This window comes from Nocardiopsis sp. NPDC055824 (assembly GCF_053616335.1).
This window is the reverse complement of the sequence record NZ_JBSHDN010000159.1, coordinates 1-15,752: the sequence shown is the minus strand read 5'-3', so window position 1 is coordinate 15,752 and position 15,752 is coordinate 1. Positions and strand designations below refer to the sequence as shown.

Sequence of the window (15,752 nt, the reverse complement as noted above, 5' to 3'; positions counted from 1 at the left end):
TCCACTCCTCGCCCCGGGCGGCCGGCCCCGGCGGGGTGGACACGGTCCGGCCTATGAGGTCCCGGCGCCGCCGCGTTCCCGGGGCCTCAGCGCTCGTCGCGCACCGAGTCCAGCGACAGGAGCGCCACGTGCAGGGACACGCAGGTCTCCACCGAGTCCAGGTCCGCTTCGAGGACGTGGGAGACGCGCCGCAGCCGGTCGTAGAACGCGGGGCGGGACAGGTGGGCGCGGTTCGCCGCCAGCGCCTTGTTGCGGCCTGCGCCGAGGTAGTGCCGGAGCATGTCGGTGAGGTCGCTCCCGTGCCGGGCGTCGTGGTCCAGGAGGGGGCCCAGCTCGCGCTCGACGTAGGTCTGCAGCCGCTCGTCGTCCCGGAACAGGTGGAGCAGGCCGCGCAGGTGGAGGTCGGGCAGCCGGTAGAAGGGCCGGTCGTCGCTCTGGCGGACGGCCACGTCCCCGACCTGGCGCGCCTCCAGGAAGGAGCGCCGCACCTCCCGGATGCCGTCGACGGAGGAGCCGACGGCCAGCACGGCCGCGTCCCCGATCGCGCCCCGCACCCGTTCGGAGAGCATGTACAGGGTCGGGTCGAGCCGCTGCCTGCCGGGCAGCGCGAGCAGGATCCCCACGCGCAGGTCGTCCAGCGAGCCGACCAGGGCGGGCAGGCGCAGTTCGCGGCACGCGCGCGCGGCCCCCTCCGCCGTGTCGGACAGCCGGGCCTGGGCGGCGAGGCCGGTCCCGCTCTCGCGCAGGCGCAGCACCACCCCCACGAGCTCGCGTCCGTTGAGCGGGACGCCCACGGCCCGGGCCCGGACCAGCGCCTCCTCCGGGTCGGAGTAGGCGCGGTCGATGATGCCGGCGATGATCGTCCGGTGCGTCTGCCGCTCCAGGCTCTCCTCGTGGCGTTCGAGCAGCCGGCCCAGGGCCAGGGTGGTGGCGGCGCGTTCGATGAGCATGCTCTGGCGCGGGGTGGGGCCGGCCCCGGCGACGAGGATCAGCCTCCCCCAGTCCTGCCCGCGCGCCCCGACCGTGGTGACCAGCCACCCGGTGGCGGGCACGTGGACGGTGCGCGAACCCGAGCGGACGGCGCGCGAGCGGCTCTCCCAGGAGGTGAGCAGGGTGCCGGGGTCCTCGCCGTTGAGGTCGCAGGCCAGCACCTGGTGGGTGAGGTTCTCCAGGACCACGGGGCAGCCGGACAGCTGGGCCACCTCGTGCAGGATGCGGTCGGCGTCGGCGCCCTCCACCGACAGCTGGGTGAACACCGAGTGCAGCTTCTCGGACTCGCGCAGCTCCTCCAGCTGCTCGTTCACGACGCGGATGTGCACGGCCTCGGTGATCTCGACGAACCTGGCCTCGCGGTCCAGCAGGACGACCGGCACCCCGGCGTCGCGGGCGGCGTCGAGGAAGGCGGGGGGCAGCTCGGCGTGGTACTTGCGCCCGAGCTCGACCGCGATGCCGCTGACGCCCACGGCGGCGAGGTCGTCGATGTAGCGGCGGAGGGCCTCGGGGTCGTCGGGCAGGGCGATGCCGGTGCTGAGCACCAGCTCTCCGCCCCGGAGCAGGTGGGCGAGGTCGGTGACCTCGGCGATGTGGACCCAGCGCACGGCCACGTCGTCGAGCAGTTCGGCCCCGACCACGACCCGGGGGCGGGCGCGTCGCAGCGCGGGGAGCCGGAGGACCTCGGCGAGGGTGGGGAGCACCGGCCCATTCTAGGAGACCGCCTCGGACGCGGTGTCGGTGTGGGGCCGCCCGTCCTTACACGGTGTCCGCGCCGCGGGCCCGCGTCCCCGGGTCGGAGCGCCACCGACCGTCCTTGACAGAGCGTAAACCCGGCCACCATGTTGTCAACACGGTGATCCTGGCCATCCGGGTGGGAGCGGGCGAGACTGGAGCCATGTCGGAACTTCTCTCGCGCCACCGCGCGGTCATGCCCTCCTGGCTGCCCCTCTACTACGACTCCCCGCTGGAGATCACCAGCGGCAAGGGCGCCCGTGTCACGGACGCCGACGGCAACACGTACCTGGACTTCTTCACCGGCATCGTGACCAACATGCTCGGCTACGACGTGGCCGAGGTCCGGGAGGCCGTCGAGCGCCAGCTCGCCAAGGGGGTCGTGCACACCTCCACGCTGTACCTGATCCGCAACCAGGTCGAGCTGGCGGAGAGGATCGCCGGCCTGTCGGGCATCCCGGACGCGAAGGTCTTCTTCACCAACTCGGGCACCGAGGCCAACGAGACCGCCCTGCTGCTGGCCACGTTCGCGCGGGGGAGCGACGAGGTGCTGGCGATGCGCGGCAGCTACCACGGGCGCTCCTTCGGCACCGTGGCGGTGACCGGCAACCGTGCGTGGAAGAACTCCTCCCTGTCACCGCTGAACGTGCACTACCTGCACGGCACCGACCACGCCGCTCCCGCCTTCCGGAGGATGTCGGACCGCGAGTACGTCGAGGCGTGCGTCGCCGACCTGCGCGACGTCCTGGACACGGCCGCGCCCGGCGTGGCGTGCCTGATCGCCGAGCCGATCCAGGGCGTGGGCGGGTTCGCGATGCCGCCGGACGGCCTGTACGCCGCGTACAAGGAGGTCCTGGACGAGCACGGCATCCTGTTCGTGTCCGACGAGGTGCAGACGGGGTGGGGCCGGACGGGGACGAGCTTCTTCGGCATCGGCAACCACGGGGTGACCCCGGACGCCATGACCTTCGCCAAGGGGCTGGGCAACGGCTTCGCGGTGGGCGGTGTCGTGGCCCGCGGCGACCTGATGGACCGGCTGGGCGCGCTGGGCGTGGCCACGTTCGGCGGCAACCCGGTGGCGATGGCGGCCGCGGGGGCGACCCTGGACTACGTGCTGGAGCACGACCTCCAGGGGAACGCGCGGCGGCAGGGCTCCCTGATCATGGAGGGGCTGAAGGCGCTGACCGCCCTGCCGAGCGTGAAGGACGTGCGCGGCAAGGGGCTGATGTTCGCCGTGGAGATGTCCGACCCCGCCACGGGCGCCCCGGCGCCGGCGCTGGCCGGACGGGTCCAGGAGGAGACCCGGGAGCGGGGACTGCTGGTGGGCAAGGGGGGCGTGCACGGCAACGTGCTGCGGATGGCCCCGCCCCTGACGCTGTCGCAGGAGGAGGCCGTGGAGGGCCGCGACGTGCTGCTGGACGCGGTGCACGCCGTGAACGACGGGGCCTGAGGCCCCCGCGGGGCCCGGTGTGCCGGAGGGGCCGGTGTGACTGCGGGTCCCCCATTCAGGGGATTCCCCGGCCCCCTCCGCGCACGCCCGCGCCCCCGCACCTGTGGACAACGCCTGTGGACGAGGAGAGGGATCACATGAGCAAGCACGTCACCCACTGGATCGGCGGGCGCGCCCACGAGGGGGCCGCCGGGCGACGGGGCGACATCCACGACCCGGCGTCCGGCCGGGTCTCGGGCACGGTCGACCTGGCCGGGGCCGGGGAGGTCGACGCGGCGGTCGCCGCCGCGCGGGAGGCCTTCCCGGGATGGCGGGACACCCCGCTCTCCCGGCGCGTGCAGATCCTGTTCCGCTTCCGCGAACTCCTCGCCCGCGACCAGGACCGCCTCGCGGAGCTGATCAGCGCCGAGCACGGCAAGGTGTTCTCCGACGCCCGGGGCGAGGTGGCCCGCGGCCTGGAGGTCGTGGACTTCGCCTGCGGCATCCCGCACCTGCTCAAGGGCGGATACTCCGAGAACGTGTCCACCGGCGTGGACTCCTACTCGATCCTCCAGCCGCTCGGCGTGGTCGCCGGGATCACCCCGTTCAACTTCCCCGCCATGGTGCCGATGTGGATGTTCCCGATCGCCATCGCCTGCGGCAACACGTTCGTGCTCAAGCCCAGCGAGAAGGACCCGTCGGCGGCCGTGCTGCTGGCCGGCCTGTGGGCCGAGGCGGGGCTGCCCGCCGGGGTGTTCAACGTCGTGCACGGCGACAAGGAGGCGGTGGACGCCGTCCTGGAGCACCCCGGCGTGGCCGCGGTCAGCTTCGTGGGCTCCACCCCGATCGCCCGGTACGTCTACCGGACCGCCGCCGGGCACGGCAAGCGCGTGCAGGCGCTGGGCGGGGCCAAGAACCACATGGTGGTGCTGCCCGACGCCGACCTGGACCTGGCGGCGGACTCAGCGGTGTCGGCCGGTTTCGGCTCGGCGGGCGAGCGCTGCATGGCCATCTCGGCGGTGGCCGTGGTCGACTCCGTGGCGGACGGGCTGGTCGAGAGGATCCGCGACCGGGTGTCCCGGCTGAGGGTGGGTCCCGGCGACGACGACCGCAGCGACATGGGCCCGCTGGTCACGCGGGAGCACCGCGACAAGGTCGCCTCGTACCTGGAGTCGGGGGTCCGCGAGGGCGCGACCCTGGCGATCGACGGCCGGGTGCACCCGGTCCCGGACGGGGATCCCGGCGGCTTCTGGCTGGGTCCCTCACTGCTCGACCGCGTCGGCCCGGAGATGGCCTGCTACCGGGACGAGATCTTCGGCCCGGTGCTGAGCGTGCTGCGCGTGCGCGACTACGACGAGGCGGTGGAGCTGGTCAACGCCAACCCGTACGGCAACGGGACCGCGATCTTCACCAACGACGGCGGCGCCGCGCGCCGGTTCCAGAACGAGGTCCAGGTCGGCATGGTCGGGATCAACGTCCCGATCCCCGTGCCGGTGGCCTACTACTCGTTCGGCGGATGGAAGCAGTCGCTCTTCGGCGACTCCCACGCACACGGCACGGAGGGTGTCCACTTCTACACCCGCACGAAGGCGGTCACGGCGCGCTGGACCGACCCGGGGCGGCGGCCCTCCGGCGGCGTCGACCTGGGGTTCCCCACCAACGGCTAGTCCGAGTTCGGGGAAATACCGGACGGATGTCTCTCACTGACGGTCGGCGGGGGACGACACGGAGTATCGTTGTCCCCGGAAGCCCCTCACGGGGCGTGTTCGGCGGCGTCGGCCGTCACAGGAGACCATCCGGGATAGACGCGCTCATTTCCCCTCCTCCCCGATGGAAGCGGGCGCGTCAGCGGAAGCGCTCCGGGTCCGTCTCTCCCCCTGGACCCGGAGCGCGACCGTCCTGCCGCTCCTACCGCACCGCGAACAGCCGTTCACCGGCGGGTATCCCCGGATCGACGCCGATGATCCCCGCACACTCCTCACAACCGAAGACGCGGCTTCCGTCGGGAAGCTCTCCGAGGACCTTTCGGGGCCGCGGCCACTTGGCGTGGCAGACGACGCAGGCATCCCCCATGCACTGCGCCCCGCTCAGCGATCCCGGGTCGTAGACGTAGGTGTCGTGTGAGTCGTCAGGCAGCGTGTCTGGATCGCACATCGTGCTCGTTCCGCGCAATGTCCTTGCTCCCCCCGTGGTTTAGGACAGTCTGGCGGGCCGATAGTTACCGGCTCTTTATTGAATCAGAAGCGCTGGGCGCCTGGAAGGGTCCGGACCGAACTAAATCACTCCGTGCGGGGAGATCATAACCCTAAGTGATCAAGTCTGGGAAGACCCCTGTCGCCAACTGCATGTTCATACCCTTTGTCTGATATCTACAACGGGCTCGCAGCGCACCCTTCAGCCCGAAGGACGCTCACAGACCGAGAAACGGCGCAGTGACAGCGCGGGATTGATCCCCCGCACTTCCTCGACCCTGTCGGCCGAAACCTGGGCCGTGGCGATCGCGAAGGACTGCTCCCCCAGGGCCGCGACGGGGGTCCCCATCGGGTCGACCACCATGCTGTTGCCCGAGCCCGTCGGGGCCGCCTGGCCGGACGCCGCGACGTACACGGTGTTCTCGATGGCACGGGCGCGGGCCAGCGTCCGCCAGTGCTCCTCCTTCAGCGGGCCGGGAACCCACTGCGCCGCCAGCAGCACCACGTGCGCCCCCGCGTCGACGATCCGCCGCGTCACCTCGGGGAAGCGCAGGTCGTAGCAGGTCTGGAGTCCGAACACCACGCCGTCCACGGCGAAGGTCTCCGGCTCCTCGACGGGCCCGGGCCTCAGCACGTCCGACTCCCTCACGCCGAACGCGTCGTACAGGTGGATCTTGCGGTAGCGCGCCACCCGGTCCCCGTCCGGGGAGAGGGCCACCAGGGTGTTCGTGAAGCGCTCCGGGTCCTCCCCCGCCTCGTTGACGCCCAGGACGACGTGCACGCCCTCCCGGCGGGCGGTGTCCGCGACCGACGAGACGAAGGGGCCGTCCAGGGGCTCGGCCGCCTCGACGTAGCGGTGGTCCATGCGCGACGCCGTGAACATCGCGTACTCGGGGAAGAGGACCACGCGCGCGCCCTCCGCGGCGGCGCGCGCGGTCAGCCGCGCCACCGAGCGCCGGTTCTCCGCCTTGTCCCGCCCGGGGGCGAACTGGGCGACCGCGACCTGCACCATGGACCTCTCCTCGTGGTTGTGGGGGCGCCCGGGGGCGCCGTGACCCGAGTGTACGACCGCTTCCCCGCCCGGCCCGGCGGCGGACGCGGGTGCGCCACGCCCTTGCCGAGCGACCGAACACGCGTTCGGTGTGATGGGCATGTGTCCGGCCACCGCGCCCCGGAGGGGTCGGCCGGGGTGCGCAAGCCGACGGTCGACGGCGCCCCGGCCCTTCCCCGCCGAGGCGTGGACGGCCTCCCGGGCTCTCAGGCTCCGGGGTCCGTCCACGCCTCGGCCGCCTCGTGCAGGCGCAGCAGCCGGTCCCAGTGGGCGGAGACGGTGACCCGCCCGCCGGGGGTGAGCCGGACGGTGGTGCGGGGGCGGCCGTCGGTGCTCTTCTCGATCCCCACCACGCCCCCGGCCGACAGCTTGGACAGGTGGCTGGACAGGTTGCCCTTGGAGAGCCCGGTGATCCTCTGCAGGAACAGGAAGTCGGCGCTCTCGCAGGACAGCAGCGCGCTGGTGATCGCCAGCCGCGCGGGTTCGTGGACCAGGCGGTCGATGTCCGCCATGTCCTCGAAGGGCGTACCCATCGTCGTTCAGTCCGTTTCGTTCGTTCGGGGCGCGGGCGGAAGGGTCCGCACGAGCGTGCGGTGGTCGAGCAGTCCGCAGACGCACAGCACGGTACCCAGGGCCAGCGGGAGCGGCATGGGGGGCGAGTCGACCAGGAACGGGTGCGTCCCCGAGGGGGTGAGCACGCCGAGCGGCAGGACGCTCGCCAGTGCCATGGCCGCGGCAGCGACCGGGTAGTGGGCGCGCATCCGCCACCGGGGGCCGGTGGCCAGGGCGAGGAGGAGGGCGCTCAGGAACCCCGCGACGGAGACCGGCCCGTCGGTCAGCCCGAACACGTTGGAGAGGGTGATGAGGACCAGGGCCAGGGGGAGGAACAGGAGCGGGAGGAGGACCCGGCGGACGACTCGGCCCGCGGTGTTCAGGGGGCGGACGTCGCCGAAGCGCTCACGGTAGTACCGGCCGACCACCAGGAGCAGGCCGGCGGCGAGGAACACCCCGGGGGCGATGAGCTCCCCTCTCCCTGCGGCGGCGAACGCGAGGAACACCAGGAACAGGCCCAGGACGAGGAGGTGGAGCCCCTTGTAGTCGCCGAGGTCGGTGGTGACCGCTCGGACGCGGTGCAGGCGGTCGATGTCGTGCGGGCTGGTCATCCAGGCCTCCCTCACTTTTGGTCTGCGGCGCAAACCTTCCCTCCACGGTACGGCGCGGACCTCTGGTTTGCAATACAGACCGAAGGGGTCGGCAGAAAACGCCGGAGGGCCTCGCGAACCCCGGAGGGACGCGGGCGGTCCGTGCGGGCGCGGCGGCCGGTCCCAGTGGGCGGAGACGGTGACCCGCCCGCCGGGGGTGAGCCGGACGGTGGTGCGGGGGCGGCCCGCGGCGCGACCGGCGGGCCGTGGGCGGCGGGCCCCGACCCGGATCAGGGCAGGAAGGACATCGCCCAGGCGGGGGCGAACACCACGACGAGGAACCGCGCGGTGCGGGTGGCGAAGGTGACCGCGCAGAACAGCACGACGTTCATGCGCACCACCCCGGCCAGCACCGACACCACCACGAACGGCGGGACGCTGGCGAAGGAGCTCAGGGCCACCAGCCCCGCGCCCCAGGCGGGGCGCGCCTCCGCCTTGCGCCGCCATCCCTCGGCGCGCTCCGCCCACTTGCCCGGGGTCTGCGCCTTGCGGCGCATCCACGGCACGGCGATCGTGCCCCTTCCCACGTAGAAGTAGGGCAGTTTGCCGAGGGTCTGCCCCAGCCCCGCGGCGACGGCCATCGCGACGAGGGCGCCGTCGTCCATGGCGACGACGGCACCCACCAGGTAGATCTCGATGTTGATCACCGGGACGGCCCCGGAGACGAGGGCGACCGCGAAGGCCAGCGCTGCCTCGATCACCTGCCGCCCCCGGGCCCGGCCCCGGTCAGTTCTCGGCCGCCGCGAGCTGCCCGCAGGCCCCGTCGATCTCCTGTCCGCGCGTGTCGCGAACCGTGACCGACACCCCGTGCGCCTGGAGCCGCCGGACGAACTCGCGCTCGTCCTCCGGCCGCGAGGCCGTCCACTTGGAACCGGGGGTGGGGTTGAGCGGGATGAGGTTGACGTGCACCAGGTGGCCCTTGAGGAGCTTGCCGAGCAGGTCGGCCCGCCACGCCTGGTCGTTGATGTCCTTGATGAGCGCGTACTCGATGGAGACCCGGCGGCCGGTGGTCCCGGCGTAGCGCCAGGCGGCGTCCAGGACCTCCCCGACCTTCCAGCGGGTGTTGATCGGCACCAGCTCGTCCCGCAGCTCGTCGTCGGGGGCGTGCAGGGAGATCGCGAGGCGGACCTGCATCCTCTCGTCGATGAGCTTGTTGATCGCGGGCACCAGGCCGACGGTCGACACGGTCACGCCGCGCTGGGAGATGCCCATGCCGTTGGGCACGGGGTCGGTGATGCGGCGCACCGTCTGGAGGACGCGCTTGTAGTTGGCCATGGGCTCCCCCATGCCCATGAACACGATGTTGCTGATCCGGCCCGGCCCCCCGGCGACCTCGCCGCGCGCCAGGTCGCGGGCGCTGGCGACGACCTGCTCCACGATCTCGCCCGTGGACAGGTTGCGGGTCAGGCCCGCCTGGCCGGTGGCGCAGAACGGGCAGTTCATGCCGCAGCCGGCCTGTGAGGAGATGCACAGGGTCACGCGGTCCGGGTAGCGCATGAGCACGGACTCGAACAGGACCCCGTCGAACGCCTTCCACAGGGTCTTGCGCGTCATCCCCTTGTCGGCGGTGACGTGCCTGACGGGCGTCAGGAGGGTGGGCAGCAGGGCTTCGCCGAGGCGTGCCCGGGACTCCGCCGGCAGGTCGGTCATCGCTTCGGTGTCCGACTCCAGCCCGCCGAAGTAGTGCTTGGCGAGCTGCTTGGCACGGAAGGGCTTCTCCCCCAGTTCGGTGACGACCTCGGCCCGCTCCTCGGGGCTGAGGTCGGCCAGGTGCCGGGGAGGCTTGGCACGGCGCGGGGCGACAAAGGTGAGCTCGGCGGGCATAGAGAGTCCGTAAGGGGTGGAGTCGATGGTCTCGGCCCGGCGCGGGTGGCAGCGGCTCGGGTCGTTATACGACCTATACGCGGCTGCGGTGCAGCTCCGCCTGTCAGGGCACTACCGTCGATTCTACGCACTGTGTGGACGGCCCGGACGAGTTCGTCCACCAGCCACGACAATCAGGGGATCGGCGCGTTGGAGGGCCGGTGACAGGGATCGACGTCCTGCTCGACGAGATCAGCCCGTACCAGAGCCGCCGTGTCGTGGTGGAGTGCGACTCCCACACCACGGCCGCCTACCTGCTGGACGCCCGGGGCCGCATCCGGGTGCCCGTGTGGCTGGCCAACCACGAGATGGCCCCCCGCACGAGCGAGTCGGGCGGGCTGTACGAGGGCCAGGCGCCCCTCATGCCGGAGGCGTACACCAAGCACCCGCAGGGCCGCCCACGCTTCGACCCCTCGTGCCTGCGCGCGGTGTGGTTCGAGGAGGGCGACGGCGTGGCCCTGGTCGACGAGGAGGGCCTGCTCGCGGTCATCCCCGGCTGGGCCGAGGCGGACAGCGGGCTCCCCGGCTACGCGCGGGAGGCCATCGGCCGCAGCGCCTACGCCTGGGAGCTGGACTCGGTGCGCGGCCAGCTGTGGCCGCGCGTCGTGCACGCCGAGGCCTACTGGGACTGGCGCCGCGCCTCGGGGGCGTGGCGGAGCGTGCAGCGCACCGTCCTGAGCCACCTCAACCGCCGCGTCGGCGAGCCCGGCCACTACTGGGACGTGTCCGACGGGCACCCGCCCCTGCTCCGCGTGTCCGAGCGCCCGCCCACGGCGGAGCGCCCGTTCACGGTCCTGTCCACCGTCGGGATGTGCGGCCAGCGCATGCCCACCCTGGACCGCTACATGGCCAACACCTCCCAGCACGCACGCGTCGAACTGGCCCTGGCCACGACCATGCCCGCCCACCGGGCCGCCAGGATCTTCCGGTGGATCGGCGCGTTCCCCTGGCGGGCGGTCACGTGGTTCGGCACCGGCCACACGGTCAAGTGGCTGGACAACCCCGAGGACCGCGCGATGCGCGGCGGCGCGGGCGCGGTCCTGCTGATGGAGGACCCGGCCCCCCTGGTCGCGCACCCCGACCACCGGCCGCTGGACACCTCCGGGCTCTCCTTCCAGGGGGATCCGGTGCGCTGGCTGTGGATCGTGCCGATCACCCGGCCCGAGCACCTGTTCGCCAAGGAGCACGACAGTGCCACCCTCGTCGAGAAACTGGCGGCCGAGGGGCGCAGCTGGGTCCTGGAGTAGCCCCGGACCGGGGACGCGGCGCCGCCTCCCCGGCCCGCCCGGAACGGCCGTGCCCGGCCCGGCCGACGCCGAACGGGGTCAGCTGGCGATGCCGCGGCGGCCCCTCACCTGGCTGAGCATCTGGTGGAAGCGCACCATGTCCTCGTCGCTGAAGCGCTCCACGAAGCTGAGCAGCGTGGCGCGCGGGTCGGGGCCCGTGTTGAGGACCTCGTCCATCACCCGCGCGGTGTACTCGGCGTGCGTCTCCCGGGGCCAGTACACCCAGGCGCGCCCGCACTTCTCCCGGTCCAGCAGAGCCTTGTGGAAGAGGATGTTCGCGACCGTCATGACGGTCGTGTAGGCGATGTCGCGGTCGTAGACCATGTTCTCGCGGACCTGGCGCACCGAGAGCGGTGTGTCCGACCGCCACAGCGCGTCCATGATGGCCGCCTCCAGTTCCCCCAGCCCCCTCATGGGCCTCCCCTACCCCGCGACATCGGTGTGCTCGTCACCGAGATCGTAGACAGCGCGGGGCCTGTTCCGTGGGAGAACTCCGGAGAGCGCGCAGATCCGCGCATCCTCGGCGTCCCGGACCGGCGTTTCGCCCGTCGGCGGCCCGCGGGGACCAGGGAAAGAGGCGGGACGCCGACCACCGGGCCACCCGGGCACGGGAAGGGGGGTCCGCGGCCGGGCCCGGGTCCCCCGCCTCCGCTGGGAAACGCCGGCGGTGGGACCCGGCCGTCCTGCCCGGCCGCTCACACCCACTCCGACGCGGTCCGGCCGCCGCCGGTTCCCGCCCTCCCCGGACCCCCGAGTGGCACGCGCCACACCCCGGTTGGCCGAACGAGGACAGTGTCTTCACATCTCAAAATCCCCTGAAAGCCACACAAAACAGACGGCATAACAACGCTGCGCTTAGTTACCCGTGCGTAGGGAGAGCAACGATGTGAAACATTGTTACCTATCTCCTAGTTTCAACAACGCCCGGGTTCCCCGCGAGGAGGCCGGTACAAGTAGCCTGGTATCCGACGAGTGCTGGCCAGGTCAGATGCTTCCCGCATGCGCGGGGATGCTCCCACGTTCCTTCGAGCCCGCCTTGCCAGCAGCCACCCGTCTTCATACACATTCACAAGCGAGCTGCGGAAGTGGGCGATCTCCGCCGTGTCGTCTGAGGCGTCTCAACCCCTGACAGACTTCGGTCCCAACGAGTGGTTGGTCGAGGAGCTTTATCAGAAGTACTTGAACGACCCGAACTCCGTCGACAAGGCCTGGTGGAACTTCTTCGCGGACTACAAGCCCGCGGAGACTGCCGGCGCGAAGGGCGGGGGTGCTGCCAAGGCGCAGGACCAGAAGACTCCCGCAGCCCCCGCGCCCAAGAAGTCCGCTGCCCCCCCTGCGCCCGCGCAGGGGAGCAAGGACGAGGCACTCCAGGTCAAGCAGGAGCGTCTGCGCGGTGCACCCGCGCGGACCGCTACCAACATGGAGTCGAGTCTGACCATGCCCACCGCGACGAGTGTGCGCGCGGTGCCGGTCAAGCTCCTGTTCGACAACCGCATCGTCATCAACAACCACCTCCGGCGCGGACGCGGTGGGAAGGTCTCCTTCACCCACCTCATCGGCTACGCGATGGTCAAGGCCGCCAAGGCCATGCCGGAGATGAACTACTCCTACGTCGAGGTCGACGGAAAGCCGGGCGTGGCCAAGCCCGAGCACGTGAACTTCGGTCTCGCGATCGACCTCCAGAAGGCCGACGGCTCCCGTCAGCTCGTGGTGCCCAGCATCAAGGGCTCCGAGGAGATGGACTTCAACGAGTTCTGGAGCGGCTACGAGGACATCGTCCGCAAGGCCCGCGCCAACAAGCTGGGCGTGACCGACTTCCAGGGCACCACGATCAGCCTGACCAACCCGGGCGGCATCGGCACCGTGCACTCGGTGCCGCGCCTCATGCCCGGCCAGGGCACCATCCTCGCCGTCGGCGCGATGGAGTACCCGGCGGAGTTCCAGGGGGCGTCCCAGGACACCCTGAGCGAGCTCGGCATCAGCAAGGTCATGACGATCACGTCGACCTACGACCACCGGATCATCCAGGGCGCGCAGTCCGGCGAGTTCCTCCGCCGGATCCACCAGCTCCTCCTGGGCGAGGACGGCTTCTACGACGAGATCTTCAACTCGCTGCGGATCCCGTACGAGCCGGTGCGCTGGGTGCAGGACATCCACGTCAACAAGGCGACGCAGCTCGACAAGACCACCCGGGTCCAGGAGCTCATCCACGCGTACCGCGTGCGCGGCCACCTCATGGCCGACACCAACCCGCTGGACCACGAGCAGCGCAAGCACCCCGACCTGGACGTGCTCGAGCACGGCCTCACCCTGTGGGACCTGGACCGCGAGTTCCCCACCGGGGGCTTCGGCGGCAAGCAGGTCATGAAGCTCCGCGACGTGCTGGGCGTGCTGCGCGACACCTACTGCCGCACGGTGGGTATCGAGTACATGCACATCCAGAGCCCGGAGGAGCGGGAGTGGATCCAGTCGCACGTCGAGCGCGAGCACGAGAAGCTCGACCGCGACGAGCAGCTGCACATCCTGCACAGGCTCAACAGCGCCGAGGCGTTCGAGACCTTCCTCCAGACCAAGTACGTGGGCCAGAAGCGCTTCTCGCTCGAGGGCGGGGAGTCTCTGATCCCGCTGCTGGACGGTGTGATCTCGCGGGCGGCCAAGGCCGAGCTGGACGAGGCCGTCATCGGCATGGCCCACCGCGGCCGGCTGAACGTGCTCGCCAACATCTGCGGCAAGTCGTACGGGCAGATCTTCGGCGAGTTCGAGGGCAACCTCGACCCGCGCAGCGCGCACGGCTCGGGTGACGTCAAGTACCACCTGGGCACCGAGGGGGTCTTCGAGACCCGCGAGGGCGACAGGATCCAGATCTCGCTGGCCGCCAACCCGTCCCACCTGGAGACGGTCGACCCGGTCGCCGAGGGCATCGTCCGCGCCAAGCAGGATGTCCTCAACAAGGGCCCGCACGGCTTCACGGTGCTGCCGATCCTGATCCACGGCGACGCCGCGTTCGCCGGCCAGGGCGTGGTGGCCGAGACGCTCAACCTGTCGCAGCTGCGCGGCTACCGGACCGGCGGCACGGTGCACGTCATCGTGAACAACCAGGTGGGCTTCACCACCTCCCCGGCCGACAGCCGCTCCAGCGTGTACGCCACGGACGTGGCGCGCATGGTGCAGGCGCCGATCTTCCACGTCAACGGGGACGACCCCGAGGCCGTGGTCCGGGTCGCGCACCTGGCCTTCGCGTACCGCCAGGCGTTCAACAAGGACGTCGTGATCGACCTGGTCTGCTACCGGCGCCGCGGTCACAACGAGGGCGACAACCCCGCGTTCACCCAGCCGCTGATGTACGACGTCATCGACGCCAAGCGCTCCACCCGGAAGCTGTTCACCGAGGCCCTCATCGGCCGCGGGGACATCACCGTGGAGGAGGCCGAGTCGGCCCTGCGCGACTACCAGACCGAGCTCGAACGGGCCTTCACCGAGACCCGCGAGGTCGAGAAGAAGCCGATCGAGCCGGGCGCCGTGGTCAAGCCCGAGGTGTTCACCGAGGGCCGCCTGGACCACTCCGCGGTGGAGACGGCGATCAGCTCCGAGACGGTCAAGCGGATCATCGACACCCAGGTGTCGCTGCCCGAGGGCTTCACGCCGCACCCGCGGCTGGCGCCCCAGCTGACCCGCCGCGCGACGATGGTCGAGACCGACGCCATCGACTGGGCGACCGGTGAGCTGCTGGCCTTCGGCGGGGTGCTGATCGACGGCCACCCGATCCGCCTGATCGGCCAGGACAGCCGCCGCGGCACCTTCGGGCAGCGCCACGCCGCCCTCATGGACCGCGACACCGGCGAGACCTACACGCCGCTCAAGCAGTTCGACGAGGGGACCACCCGGTTCCACGCGCACGACTCGCTCCTGAGCGAGTACGCGGCGCTGGGCTTCGAGTACGGCTACTCGCTGACCCGTCCGGACGCGCTGGTCATGTGGGAGGCGCAGTTCGGCGACTTCGTCAACGGCGCCCAGACCGTCATCGACGAGTACATCACCGCGGGCGAGCAGAAGTGGGGCCAGCGCTCCAGCGTGACCCTGCTGCTGCCGCACGGCTACGAGGGCCAGGGGCCGGACCACTCGTCCGCCCGCATCGAGCGGTTCCTCCAGCAGTGCGCGCAGGAGAACATGACCGTCGCGATGCCGTCGACCCCGGCGAGCTACTTCCACCTGCTGCGCTGGCAGGCCAAGTCGCCGTTCCAGCGCCCGCTGGTGGTGTTCACGCCCAAGTCGCTGCTGCGCCTGAAGGCCGCCACCTCGGCCACCGCGGACTTCACGTCCGGGCACTTCCAGCCGCTGATCACGGACGACTCGATCGCGCCCGACAAGGTGCGCCGCGTGGTGCTGTGTTCCGGGAAGATCTACTACGACCTGGACGCCGCGCGCCGCAAGAGCGGTGACAAGCACACGGCGATCATCCGGGCGGAGCGGCTCTACCCGCTGCCGATCGAGGAGATCCGCGAGCAGCTCAAGGCCTTCCCGAACGCGGGCGAGGTCCTGTGGGTGCAGGAGGAGCCGGCGAACATGGGCCCGTGGCCCTTCGTCGCGCTGGTCTTCTCCGAGCAGCTCGACCGTCCGTTCACCCGGATCTCGCGTCCGGCCTCCTCCGCGCCGGCGGCCGGTTCGGCCAAGCGCCACGAGGCCGAGCAGCGTGCCCTGGTGGACACGGTGTTCCCGCCCGCCGACTGAGGACGGGGCAGAGCGTGTACTACACCGATCGCGGGATCGAGGAGTTGGAGGGCCGCCGCGGCGAGGAGGAGGTCAGCTTCGCCTGGCTCGCCGAGCAGCTGCGGGTGTTCACCGACGTCCACCCCGAGTTCGAGACGCCGGTCGACCGGCTGGCCACCTGGCTGGCCCGGTTGGACGACGAGGACGACGAGGAGTAGTCACCGCCCCTCCGCGTGAGCGGCGGGGTGTGAGGGGCCCGGGTCATGGCGACCCGGGCCCCTTTCCCGTGTCCGGGGC

13 protein-coding genes are annotated in these 15,752 nt (G+C 71.4%); 5 read left to right on the top strand and 8 right to left on the bottom strand.

Annotation, left to right across the window (positions count from 1 at the left end):
- Positions 1 to 86: 86 nt before the first annotated feature.
- Positions 87 to 1,694: a PucR family transcriptional regulator gene (locus tag ACWGL3_RS24500; protein WP_267948378.1), complete on the bottom strand. Its 1,608-nt coding sequence runs from the start codon at positions 1,692 to 1,694 to the stop codon at positions 87 to 89.
- A gap of 194 nt (positions 1,695 to 1,888) precedes the next feature.
- Here ACWGL3_RS24500 and ACWGL3_RS24495 point away from each other — a divergent pair, with 194 nt between their 5' ends.
- Positions 1,889 to 3,175 (top strand): aspartate aminotransferase family protein, encoded by a 1,287-nt coding sequence (locus ACWGL3_RS24495; protein ID WP_267948377.1) that lies wholly within the window; start codon positions 1,889 to 1,891, stop codon positions 3,173 to 3,175.
- A gap of 137 nt (positions 3,176 to 3,312) precedes the next feature.
- Positions 3,313 to 4,821: a CoA-acylating methylmalonate-semialdehyde dehydrogenase gene (locus ACWGL3_RS24490; protein WP_267948376.1), complete on the top strand. Its 1,509-nt coding sequence runs from the start codon at positions 3,313 to 3,315 to the stop codon at positions 4,819 to 4,821.
- A gap of 241 nt (positions 4,822 to 5,062) precedes the next feature.
- Here ACWGL3_RS24490 and ACWGL3_RS24485 read toward each other — a convergent pair whose 3' ends face one another.
- The 6 genes from ACWGL3_RS24485 to rlmN form a co-directional block, all read right to left on the bottom strand.
- Positions 5,063 to 5,308: a hypothetical protein gene (locus ACWGL3_RS24485; RefSeq protein ID WP_267948375.1), complete on the bottom strand. Its 246-nt coding sequence runs from the start codon at positions 5,306 to 5,308 to the stop codon at positions 5,063 to 5,065.
- Positions 5,309 to 5,548: 240 nt separating this feature from the next.
- Positions 5,549 to 6,358, bottom strand: coding sequence for a carbon-nitrogen hydrolase family protein (locus ACWGL3_RS24480; protein WP_267948374.1), 810 nt, complete (start codon positions 6,356 to 6,358; stop codon positions 5,549 to 5,551).
- A gap of 245 nt (positions 6,359 to 6,603) precedes the next feature.
- Positions 6,604 to 6,930, bottom strand: a complete 327-nt coding sequence (locus ACWGL3_RS24475) for a transcriptional regulator (RefSeq protein WP_267948373.1) — start codon at positions 6,928 to 6,930, stop codon at positions 6,604 to 6,606.
- A gap of 6 nt (positions 6,931 to 6,936) precedes the next feature.
- On the bottom strand, positions 6,937 to 7,560 hold the full coding sequence (locus ACWGL3_RS24470; protein WP_267948372.1) for a hypothetical protein: 624 nt from the start codon (positions 7,558 to 7,560) through the stop codon (positions 6,937 to 6,939).
- A 269-nt stretch (positions 7,561 to 7,829) separates the two neighbouring features.
- A complete protein-coding gene (locus ACWGL3_RS24465; protein WP_267948371.1) occupies positions 7,830 to 8,300 on the bottom strand; it encodes a hypothetical protein in 471 nt (156 codons plus the stop codon).
- Between the two features lie 25 nt (positions 8,301 to 8,325).
- The gene (gene rlmN / locus ACWGL3_RS24460; protein WP_267948370.1) at positions 8,326 to 9,423 is read right to left on the bottom strand and encodes a 23S rRNA (adenine(2503)-C(2))-methyltransferase RlmN; all 1,098 of its coding nucleotides are present in this window, start codon (positions 9,421 to 9,423) and stop codon (positions 8,326 to 8,328) included.
- A 200-nt stretch (positions 9,424 to 9,623) separates the two neighbouring features.
- On the opposite strand from rlmN, the gene ACWGL3_RS24455 reads away from it, so the two are divergent.
- The gene (locus ACWGL3_RS24455; protein ID WP_267948369.1) at positions 9,624 to 10,709 is read left to right on the top strand and encodes a suppressor of fused domain protein; all 1,086 of its coding nucleotides are present in this window, start codon (positions 9,624 to 9,626) and stop codon (positions 10,707 to 10,709) included.
- Positions 10,710 to 10,787: 78 nt separating this feature from the next.
- On the opposite strand, the gene ACWGL3_RS24450 is transcribed toward ACWGL3_RS24455, so the two are convergent.
- Complete coding sequence (locus tag ACWGL3_RS24450; RefSeq protein WP_267948368.1) at positions 10,788 to 11,162, bottom strand: BlaI/MecI/CopY family transcriptional regulator; 375 nt, start codon at positions 11,160 to 11,162, stop codon at positions 10,788 to 10,790.
- Between the two features lie 687 nt (positions 11,163 to 11,849).
- Between ACWGL3_RS24450 and ACWGL3_RS24445 the strand changes: the two genes are divergently transcribed.
- Both ACWGL3_RS24445 and ACWGL3_RS24440 read left to right on the top strand, forming a co-directional pair.
- Entirely contained in the window at positions 11,850 to 15,476 is a 3,627-nt protein-coding gene (locus ACWGL3_RS24445) for a multifunctional oxoglutarate decarboxylase/oxoglutarate dehydrogenase thiamine pyrophosphate-binding subunit/dihydrolipoyllysine-residue succinyltransferase subunit (protein WP_267948367.1), read from the top strand.
- 14 nt (positions 15,477 to 15,490) lie between these two features.
- On the top strand, positions 15,491 to 15,673 hold the full coding sequence (locus ACWGL3_RS24440) for a DUF6104 family protein (RefSeq protein ID WP_267948366.1): 183 nt from the start codon (positions 15,491 to 15,493) through the stop codon (positions 15,671 to 15,673).
- Positions 15,674 to 15,752 lie beyond the last annotated feature (79 nt).

Excerpts from the sequence above, each read along its gene's own strand:
- ACWGL3_RS24495 (WP_267948377.1), top strand. The coding sequence starts at position 1,889 with ATGTCGGAACTTCTCTCGCGCCACCGCGCGGTCATGCCCTCCTGGCTG.
- ACWGL3_RS24490 (WP_267948376.1), top strand. The coding sequence starts at position 3,313 with ATGAGCAAGCACGTCACCCACTGGATCGGCGGGCGCGCCCACGAGGGG.
- ACWGL3_RS24485 (WP_267948375.1), bottom strand. The coding sequence starts at position 5,308 with ATGTGCGATCCAGACACGCTGCCTGACGACTCACACGACACCTACGTC.
- ACWGL3_RS24480 (WP_267948374.1), bottom strand. The coding sequence starts at position 6,358 with ATGGTGCAGGTCGCGGTCGCCCAGTTCGCCCCCGGGCGGGACAAGGCG.
- ACWGL3_RS24475 (WP_267948373.1), bottom strand. The coding sequence starts at position 6,930 with ATGGGTACGCCCTTCGAGGACATGGCGGACATCGACCGCCTGGTCCAC.
- ACWGL3_RS24470 (WP_267948372.1), bottom strand. The coding sequence starts at position 7,560 with ATGACCAGCCCGCACGACATCGACCGCCTGCACCGCGTCCGAGCGGTC.
- rlmN (WP_267948370.1), bottom strand. The coding sequence starts at position 9,423 with ATGCCCGCCGAGCTCACCTTTGTCGCCCCGCGCCGTGCCAAGCCTCCC.
- ACWGL3_RS24450 (WP_267948368.1), bottom strand. The coding sequence starts at position 11,162 with ATGAGGGGGCTGGGGGAACTGGAGGCGGCCATCATGGACGCGCTGTGG.